The sequence below is a fragment of the Thermosinus carboxydivorans Nor1 genome (genome assembly GCF_000169155.1).
In the GTDB taxonomy this organism is placed as follows: domain Bacteria; phylum Bacillota; class Negativicutes; order Sporomusales; family Thermosinaceae; genus Thermosinus; species Thermosinus carboxydivorans.
The window spans coordinates 1-10,000 of record NZ_AAWL01000016.1; the positions used below are offsets into that span (position 1 = coordinate 1).

Sequence of the window (10,000 nt, forward strand, 5' to 3'; positions counted from 1 at the left end):
CCTATGAGCACCCGTAACAAGGTGCTCTTTGTTTTTTTATAACTTCGGCATCATGCGATTTTATGCAATTTGTTGTGCAATTTTTTGTTAACTACTTGCACAAAGGCCGATTATTCTATATGATTAAAATAAACAAAATGATTTCAGTATATGAAATTGGAAGTGATAATTGTGTCAACTGAATTTCAAAAAGATGCGTTGAACAATAGTCTGGTTAAAGCAATAACAATACTTAATTGTTTTTCTTACGAACGGCCTAGAATGAGGCTAAAGGATATCAGTATAATGACCGGGATTAATCAAGCTACCGCATACCGCTTGCTAAATACCTTAAAAGAATTTGGCTTAATTGAGCAGCAAGAGGGAATTTATTCGCTGGGTAAGGGATTTTTAAAATACGAAGGGATAGTCTTGAATTCGATGGAAATAAGACGGATTGGGCTTCCTTTTTTAGAAGAACTATCGAATATGCTCAACGTCAATGTCAATTTGGCCGTGCTTGATGATAATGAAGTTGTTTATGTCGCTAGAGCGGAAACACCGCACTGCGCTTATGGCTATTTTCATATCGGCATGCGAAGGCCCATTTATTGCACCGCGCTGGGAAAAGTCTTGGTTTGCAAAACTCCTGAGAAAGCTCAGGAAGTTTTTAAGCGAGGGGTTAAGCGGTACACCTTAAACACCATAACTAATGAAAAAGAATTTTTGGAGGAAATTGAGCGCGTGCGTCTTCAGGGATATGCGTTGGACCGCGAAGAGTGGAGCAATGGAATAAATTGTATAGCTGCGCCGCTATATGATGCCGCTGGGAATATTGTTGCCGGAATTAGTATTTCCGGTCCTACCAGCATGTACCCTTTAGAAAAACTTTTGGAATATGTACCTGTTTTAATTGATTATTCGCATCGCATCTCAGCCCGTATGGGTTCAAGAGGAGGAACGGTTTAAACAGCCGTTCCTCATTATTTTTTGTTTACTAATGGACAGCATTAACTTGCAGAAAAGAATAAAAAAATTTTCCATATAACGACAAACACGGCAGGATTTTTTAAATAAAAAAAGAATTATTAAAATAAAATTTCAACATATGAAATTAAAGAACGATAAATGAAATTGGTATTTGAAAATTTAAGGCACTAGCCAATAGAAAGGAGTAGCGTAATGGAGGCAGAGGGTAAAGAGAAAGCGAGGTTCCAAGCCAAGGGGATTATTCCCGCTGTGATTACTCCGCTAACGGCGGAGGGGAAGTTCAACGAACAAGCAATGCGTAAGCTGATTAATTATTTGCTTGATGGTGGCGTGCATGGGCTGTTTGTAGTTGGCACAACCGGTGAGTTTTATGGTTTTACCCCGGAGGAGAAGCGGGAAATTTTTCAGGTTACTGTGGATGAAACCAAGGGGAGAGTGCCGGTCTATGCTGGAACGAGTGGCATTACTACTCGCGAGAGTGTAATGTTGACAGAGTTAGCCGAAGAATGTGGAGTTGATGCCGTGTCGGTTCTGACACCGATGTTTATTACGCCTAATCAAAATCAGCTGTTTGAGCACTATAAAACAATTGCGGCCAACACATCCCTTCCAGTCATTATTTACAACAATCCGCCCAAGACCGGTATCAATTTGGCTGCATCAACCGTAGCCAAGCTGGCCGAAATACCTAATATCGTCGGCATTAACGATTCAAGTGGCGATCTGACGTTAACTGCCGAGTATATTCGCCTTACCCGAGAACGTGATGATTTCGCTGTACTTATGGGACGTGACACGCTAATATATGGGGCGCTTTGTTACGGCGCAGCCGGCTCAATAGCATCCTGTGCCAATGTAGCGCCCAGGCTATGTGTTGATATTTATGAGAAATATATGGCAGGTGATTGGCAAGGCGCGCTGGAGGCTCCAGTTTACCTTGGCGCCACTGCGTATTGCGTTTGGACTTGGTACTTTCCCCGCGGTCATTAAAGAAGCGCTTGCCTTGTTAGGAATAGAGGCTGGCCCATGTATGGCGCCGGTTGGTCCAATGACTGATGAGGAAAGGCAACGTTTACGCGAAGTTTTAGTTGGTATGGGGTTATTAAATTAAAAATTTAAGATAGAGGAGATGGTTAAAGTGAAAATTGGTTTTATTGGCTTGGGCATTATGGGTAAACCCATGAGTAAAAACCTGCTTAAAGCAGGTTACGAGCTGGTTGTACTTGACCGCAACCAGGCGGCGGTGGCAGAAGTCTGTGCGCTTGGCGCAACGGCGGCGCCCACACCGAAGGCGGTTGCTGAACAAGTTGAGGTTGTAATTACAATGCTTCCCAATTCACCGCAAGTAAAAGAGGTAGTGCTAGGCGAAAATGGCGTCATTGAAGGCGCTAAGCCAGGCAGCGCATTAATTGATATGAGTTCGATCGCCCCTCTGGTTAGTCGCGAAATTTGCGCCAAATTGGCGGAAAAGGGGGTTGAGATGCTGGATGCACCGGTAAGCGGTGGGCGAACCTAAAGCGATTGATGGTACACTGTCGGTTATGGTTGGTGGCAAGCAAGAGGTTTTTGACAAGTATTATGACGTGATGAAAGCCATGGCCAGCTCGGTCGTCCGGACCGGCGATATTGGTGCCGGCAATGTTACCAAACTTGCCAACCAGATTATTGTTGCCCTTAATATTGCCGCTATGTCGGAGGCACTCGTATTAGCAACCAAAGCTGGGGTGGATCCTGAATTGGTATATAAGGCCATCCGTGGGGGGTTGGCTGGAAGTACGGTATTGGATGCCAAGGCACCGATGGTTTTGGAACGTAATTTTAAACCCGGTTTTCGCATTAACCTACACATTAAGGATCTTAACAATGTGTTGGAAACTTCTCACGAAGTAGGAGTTCCTTTGCCGCTTACGGCCGCGGTTATGGAAATGATGCAAGCACTTAAAGTTGACGGCATGGGTGACAACGACCATTGCAGTCTGATTAGATATTACGAAAAACTGGCCGACGTGGAGGTAAAGCGGTAAGTCGGTAAGTCGCTGATGATTAGCTATAGACCCTTCGTTAGAATGGGTCTATAGCTTTGAACAAAATTGACTGAATAGGAGTGTCTTTATGAATAATGAGACAACAAAAAATGGTATCTCCGGCTCGCCGGTAGTTACCGAGTTGCACGTTATTCCTGTTGCAGGGCGCGATAGCATGTTGCTTAATCTGAGCGGCGCCCATGGTCCGTTTTTTACACGCAATATTGTCATCCTAAAAGATAGCGCCGGACATACAGGTGTTGGCGAGGTTCCTGGCGGTGAAAAAATTCGCCAAACAATTGAAGATGCCCGTCCATTGGTGGTAGGACAGCCTATCGGTAAATATAACAACATATTAACTACTGTACGGCAACGTTTTGCTGATCGGGATGCAGGCGGAAGGGGACTGCAAACTTTTGATCTTCGCATTACGATCCATGCCGTAACAGCGCTAGAAGCTGCTTTACTTGATTTATTGGGGCAATTCCTTGGGGTGCCAGTTGCTGCACTGCTAGGCGAAGGTCAACAGCGGGACGAAGTAGAGATGCTTGGCTATCTCTTTTATATAGGCGATCGGAAAAAGACGGATCTTCCGTATTATAGTGCTCCCGAGGCAAAAGACAACTGGTTGCGTATTCGCCATGAAGAAGCAATGACTCCTCAGGCAATAGTGGAACTTGCTGAAGCTGCTTATGAACGCTATGGCTTTAATGACTTTAAATTGAAAGGTGGCGTATTGCGGGGCGAGGAAGAAATGGAGGCCGTTATAGCGTTAGCCAAGCGTTTCTCTAAAGCCCGAATTACCATTGACCCCAACGGCGCTTGGTCGTTAGAAGAAGCGATTAAGCTGTGCCGTGGCAAACATGATGTATTAGCATACGCGGAAGATCCTTGCGGTGCAGAAAATGGCTATTCTGGGCGGGAAATTATGGCTGAGTTCCGCCGGGCGACAGGAATCCCTACTGCTACCAATATGATTGCCACCGATTGGCGGCAAATGGGCCATGCTATTCAACTGCATTCCATCGATATTCCGCTTGCAGATCCCCATTTTTGGACCATGCAGGGTTCGGTACGAGTAGCCCAAATGTGTCATGAGTGGGGATTGACGTGGGGTTCCCATTCTAATAATCACTTTGATATTTCATTAGCCATGTTTACTCATGTTGGCGCCGCTGCTCCGGGTAAAATAACTGCTCTTGATACCCATTGGATATGGCAGGAGGGCATTGAACGTTTAACTAAAGAACCGCTCAAGATTGTAAATGGCAAGGTAACTGTACCCGATAAGCCCGGTCTTGGTATTGAAGTAGATATGGAGCAAATTGAAAAAGCCCACCAGATCTACAAAAAGCTGGGACTCGGGGCGCGCGACGACACTGTTGCGATGCAATATCTGATTCCAGGCTGGAAATTTGATAATAAGCGGCCCTGCTTGGTTCGGTAAGTACCGCGATGCAAGTCAGGTGGAAGCTGTTATGGGTTTTAAAAGCTTCCACCTGACTGAGGTACAGAGGGTCAAAGAATTTGGTTTTAGCGAACGAATTTCGTGATCAACACTAAATCCGCGAGGTGAATTTTATGAATACTAATAATATTGTTGCGGCTGAAGTTGCTGCTATTCAAAAGCCGACGCGTGTCCGCTGGTTAATCGTAGCTGTATTATTTTTTATTACTGTAATTAACTATGCTGACCGTGCTACCATTTCTATTGCCGGCTCGGCTATGGCCAAAGATCTTAACTTAAATGCCGTGGCAATGGGATATATATTTTCCGCTTTTGGCTGGGCGTATGTCGCCTGCCAGTTGCCTGGCGGCTGGCTATTGGATAAATTCGGTTCGAAACGGGTTTATGCCGCAAGTATTTTCTTTTGGTCGCTATTTACGCTGCTGCAGGGCACGGTTGGTTTTTTGACCGGGTTTACGGCGGTTGTTACTTTGTTTATTCTGCGCTTTATGGTCGGTGTTGCTGAGGCGCCTTCTTTTCCGGCCAATAGCAGGATTGTGGCTGCCTGGTTTCCGGCCGCGGAACGTGGTACCGCATCGGCTATTTTTAATTCGGCACAATATGCCGCCACCGTGTTTTTTGCTCCATTTATGGGCTGGCTTGTTCATACTTTTGGTTGGAAATATGTTTTCTATGTAATGGGGTTTCTAGGTCTTCTCTATGTATTTATATGGCAGAAATTAATTCACAATCCCAAAGACCATCCCTATATTAATGCCGCGGAAATTGAATATATCGAAAAAGGCGGCGCCTTAGTCAATATGGATCAAAAAAGCAAAAGCCATAATGAAGGGCCTAATATTCAGCATATTAAAGCGCTGTTGAAAAACCGAATGATGGTAGGAATTTATGTAGCGCAGTATTGTATCAACGCCCTTACTTATTTCTTTATTACCTGGTTTCCGGTTTACTTGGTCCAAGCCCGCGGCATGACTATTCTTAAAGCCGGTTTTGCCGCGTCCGTACCCGCGCTCTTTGGTTTTATCGGCGGTGTTTTGGGCGGGGTTATTTCCGACTATATTTTGAAAAAAGGATACTCCCTCACTTTAGCCAGAAAAGTACCTATCGTACTCGGAATGTTATTGTCCATGAGCATGATTGGTTGCAACTATGTTGCTGATCCAACGCTGGTAATTATCTTTATGGCATTGTCTTTTTTCGGTAAAGGAATTGGTGCCTTGGGGTGGGCTGTAAACTCGGATACGGCGCCGAAACAAATTGCCGGTCTTAGCGGCGGTTTGCTGAATACTTGTGGTAACTTATCCAGTATTACTACTCCGATTGCTATTGGTTATATTGTTGGTACTACCGGTTCGTTTAACGGCGCTTTGGTTTTCGTGGGGGCGCATGCCTTTGTAGCTATTGTAAGTTATCTGTTTATCGTCGGTGAAATAAAGCGGGTTGAATTATAAATGTGAGGGAGGCGCAGTGCAATGAGTGATAGCGTTTATACCGGGGTTCCAATTGTTACCGATATGCAAGTTATACCGGTAGCCGGCCATGATAGTATGCTATTGAACTTATGTGGTGCTCATGCGCCGTTTTTTATTCGCAATATCATAATTCTAAAGGATAATTCCGGTCGGACCGGGGTGGGTGAGGTTCCAGGAGGTGAGGGAATTCGCAAGGCCCTGGAAAACGCCCGGCCGCTCGTAATTGGCCAGTCAATTGGTGCTTATAACAAAGTACTCAATAGTGTCCGGCAACAGTTGTTTAACCGTCAGGCGGGGCGGCAGGCAACCGTTTACCAGGTTACTTCGGCGGCAGAAGCGGCGATACTTACACAACCACATGAAATAAATTTGCGGGCAGACAATGTAATTACCGCTATCGAAGCCGCCATGCTGGATCTCCTTGGTCAATTTTTGAATGTTCCTGTTGCCGCTCTGTTAGGAAATGGGCAGCAGCGGGATACTGTCAGAATGCTTGGTTACCTGTTCTATATTGGCGACCGCAAGAAAACCGATCTTCCTTACCTTAGTAACCCCACGGCCAAAGATGGCTGGCTGAGGCTGCGGCACGAAGAGGCCTTGACGCCGGCGGCAATTGTTGCGCTGGCCGAAGCGGCGGCTGAACGGTATGGTTTCCAGGATTTTAAACTCAAAGGCGGGGTAATGAGCGGCGAAGAAGAGATGGAGGCAGTAACCGCGCTAGCCAAACGTTTTCCCCAGGCCCGTATTACCATTGACCCCAATGGCGCCTGGTCACTCGATGAAGCAATCAGGCTGTGCCGAAATAAGCAGGACGTGCTGGCCTATGCCGAAGACCCTTGCGGCCCGGAAAATGGCTATTCCGGCCGGGAGATTATGGCCGAGTTCCGCCGGGCGACAGGGATACCTACTGCAACCAATATGATTGCCACCGATTGGCGCCAAATGGGGCATGCAATCCAGCTCCATGCGGTCGATATTCCGCTGGCCGATCCGCATTTCTGGACGATGCAGGGGTCTGTCCGGGTAGCTCAAATGTGTCATGAATTTGGCTTGACATGGGGATCACACTCTAACAACCATTTTGATATATCGCTGGCCATGTTTACCCATGTTGCCGCCGCGGCTCCGGGTAACATTACGGCAATCGATACCCATTGGATTTGGCAGGAAAATCAGGAACGTCTGACCAAAGAACCGTTCAAAATTGTCGGTGGACTGGTAGAAGTTCCGCAAAAACCCGGGTTGGGGATAGAAATTGATATGGCGCAGGTAGAAAAGGCAAACGCCCTGTACAATAAACTTGGACAAGGTGCGCGCGATGATGCTATGGCGATGCAATACCTCATTCCCGGGTGGAAGTATAACCCGAAACGCCCTAGCATGGTTCGATAGACAACCAATCCCCCTTATCTGCCCAGATAGGGGGATTGCCAATTTGTTATCCTAAGTAAGGAGATGGGAAGATGAATTTGCCTAATAAAAATAAAAAACAAGAACAACCCCTATATATTAAAGTAAATTCAAAAGACAATGTTGCCATTATTGTCAATACAGGTGGATTGCCGGGTGGAACTACTTTTCCTTGCGGTCTTCAGCTACGGGAACATGTACCTCAAGGACATAAAGTAGCATTAACAGATTTGGCTCAAGGCGATGCAATTATTCGCTATGGCGAAGTGATTGGTTATGCTGTGCGTCCAATCGCTAAAGGCAGCTGGATAGATGAATCCTTAGTAACAATGCCGGCAGCTCCGGGGCTTGATGAATTACCCCTCGGTAATAGAGTGCCGCCTATGCTTCCGCCGCTTGAAGGTTATACGTTTGAAGGGTACCGCAACGCAAACGGCACTGTTGGAACTAAAAATATTCTGGGAATCAGCGCAAGCGTGCAATGTGTCGCCGGTGTTTTGGACTATGCGGTCAAAAAAATTAAAGAAGAAATTCTTCCAAAATATCCTAATGTAGATGATGTAGTAGCATTAAATCACAATTACGGTTGTGGGGTAGCAATTAATGCTCCGGAAGCGGTTGTGCCCATTCGAACGCTGCAGAATCTCGCTGTTCACCCAAATTTTGGCGGCGAAATTATGGTTGTCGGATTAGGTTGTGAAAAGCTGTTGCCCGAACAGTTGGTACCAGGCTTGGATAAGACAAATATCCTGACGCTTCAAGAACAGCAAGGATTTACTAATATGGTACAGGCCATTATGAAAATGGCAGAAGAACGATTGGTGAAACTCAATAGGCGTCGCCGTGTTACCTGTCCTGTTTCTGATTTGGTTGTTGGTTTACAATGTGGCGGTAGTGATGCATTCTCTGGTGTTACAGCCAATCCAGCTGTAGGCTATGCGGCTGATCTGCTGGTACGTGCCGGGGCAACGGTGCTGTTTTCTGAAGTTACCGAGGTGCGCGATGCTATTCATTTGCTTACTCCCAGAGTGGTGAATGAGGAAGTTGGTCGTGCGCTGATCAGGGAGATGAAATACTACGACAGGTATTTAGATCTTGGAGAAGTAGACCGTAGCGCCAATACAGCACCCGGAAATAAAAAGGGTGGATTGGCGAACATTGTGGAAAAGGCACTTGGCTCAATAGCCAAGTCTGGCAGCAGTCCTATAACCGAGGTTTTAGCGCCAGGTGAAAAACCGAAGAGGAAAGGGCTTATTTATGCAGCGACGCCGGCTAGTGATTTTATCTGCGGTACGTTGCAACTTGCTTCTGGAATACATGTTCAAGTTTTTACAACTGGCCGAGGAACACCTTATGGATTGGCTGTAGCGCCGGTAATCAAGGTTTCTACCCGTACGGCTTTGGCCGAGCAATGGCCCGATCTCATTGACGTAAATGCTGGGACAATCGCAACCGGCGAGGCAACCATTGAAGAGGTTGGCTGGGAAATTTTTAGACTAATTCTTGATGTGGCAAGCGGCAGAAAGAAGACTTGGGCAGATCATTGGGGCCTATACAATGCTTTATGTTTGTTTAATCCCGGGCCGGTAACCTGATAATTAGTATTGACCCCATATCAAACAGCAATTAATTTGCCTGGTTTGACTATAAAATGTACATAGCTGTCGATATGCAAAGCAAACTTTCGCTGGCAATCGCTTATTTGCCCAAGCTAATCGCAATGATGCGACTTATGCAGTTGCATGGTTGCTATAAAGTTAATTGTTCAAGAACTATAAAAATGAGCTTTCGTAATTTATGCTAATTGTCTTTACATTTACTACTGGCTGTTTTAAAATAAAGTCAGCGATTTAAATACCGTCAACTAAATAAGCGTTTTCCGAGCCGTCTCGTCTAAGGAGCAACACTCTATGACGATTCGGCCGATTCGGGTACGGGAGGAAACGACCGTGCCTCCGCGTGCTTGGAAAGGAAAACCATTATAGGACGAGCGACTGCTTGGCCGCTTTCACGCGCGGAAAGCAGTCTTTTTGTTTGAACCCTGAGGAGGGAAAAAAGATGAGCATCAAAAAGGTAAAGGTTGAAGAAGCGGTTGGGATGGTGCTGGGCCATGATATTACTAAAATCGTCCCAGGAGAGTATAAGGGGCCGGCATTTAAAAAAGGGCATATTATTCGGAAGGAAGATATTCCGCATCTGAAAAATATCGGCAAGGATCATATTTTCCTTATCGATATGGCTCCCGGGCACATCCATGAAAACGAGGCCGTTATGCGGATGGCCAAAGCGGTGGCCGGTGCCAACGTGGTCTGGACTGAGCCGGTGGAAGGCCGAGTGAATATTAAAGCCGCAACCGACGGCCTTCTGAAAGTCAAGCCGGAAGCAGTGTTGGCCATCAATTGTATTGAGCATGCCGTTTTGTCTACCCTGCACGATAACCGCCTGGTGCGAGCCGGGGATCTTTTGGCCGGCGTCAAGGTAGTGCCGTTGGTTGTAGACGAAACGCTGGTAGCGGCTGTAGAAGAGGCGGCACGCGAGTACGGTCCGGTTATTTCCGTTAAGCCGCTTAGACGATTAAAAGTTGGTCTGATTATCACCGGCAACGAGGTTTTTTATGGTCGGATTCAAGATCGTTATGCCCCGGTTTTGATCGAGAA

Annotated in this window: 7 protein-coding genes, 1 pseudogene and 1 riboswitch (1 of these 9 cut by a window edge); all 8 genes and pseudogenes read left to right on the forward strand. The window is 46.3% G+C overall.

From position 1 onward, the window contains the following. The first annotated feature begins 171 nt into the window (after positions 1–171). The gene (locus tag TCARDRAFT_RS10410; protein WP_232199120.1) at positions 172–948 is read left to right on the forward strand and encodes an IclR family transcriptional regulator; all 777 of its coding nucleotides are present in this window, start codon (positions 172–174) and stop codon (positions 946–948) included. 213 nt (positions 949–1,161) lie between these two features. After that, a complete protein-coding gene (dapA, locus tag TCARDRAFT_RS10415) occupies positions 1,162–1,959 on the forward strand; it encodes a 4-hydroxy-tetrahydrodipicolinate synthase (RefSeq protein ID WP_007289952.1) in 798 nt (265 codons plus the stop codon). Between the two features lie 148 nt (positions 1,960–2,107). Next, positions 2,108–2,993, forward strand: a pseudogene (gene garR / locus TCARDRAFT_RS10420) (2-hydroxy-3-oxopropionate reductase). Between the two features lie 88 nt (positions 2,994–3,081). Further along, the gene (gudD, locus tag TCARDRAFT_RS10425; protein ID WP_007289955.1) at positions 3,082–4,440 is read left to right on the forward strand and encodes a glucarate dehydratase; all 1,359 of its coding nucleotides are present in this window, start codon (positions 3,082–3,084) and stop codon (positions 4,438–4,440) included. Positions 4,441–4,574: 134 nt separating this feature from the next. Beyond that, a complete protein-coding gene (locus tag TCARDRAFT_RS10430; RefSeq protein WP_007289956.1) occupies positions 4,575–5,912 on the forward strand; it encodes an MFS transporter in 1,338 nt (445 codons plus the stop codon). A gap of 21 nt (positions 5,913–5,933) precedes the next feature. Beyond that, positions 5,934–7,325, forward strand: coding sequence for an enolase C-terminal domain-like protein (locus tag TCARDRAFT_RS10435; RefSeq protein WP_007289957.1), 1,392 nt, complete (start codon positions 5,934–5,936; stop codon positions 7,323–7,325). A 71-nt stretch (positions 7,326–7,396) separates the two neighbouring features. Continuing rightward, a complete protein-coding gene (gene garD, locus TCARDRAFT_RS10440; protein WP_007289958.1) occupies positions 7,397–8,938 on the forward strand; it encodes a galactarate dehydratase in 1,542 nt (513 codons plus the stop codon). 270 nt (positions 8,939–9,208) lie between these two features. Then, a riboswitch (molybdenum cofactor riboswitch) is annotated at positions 9,209–9,333 on the forward strand. A 68-nt stretch (positions 9,334–9,401) separates the two neighbouring features. Next, a protein-coding gene (locus TCARDRAFT_RS10445; RefSeq protein ID WP_007289959.1) for a molybdopterin-binding protein crosses the window boundary here: on the forward strand, positions 9,402–10,000 show its 5' portion. The gene runs 427 nt beyond the window's last position; only the first 599 of its 1,026 coding nucleotides appear in the window; it begins with the start codon at positions 9,402–9,404; the stop codon falls past the right edge of the window.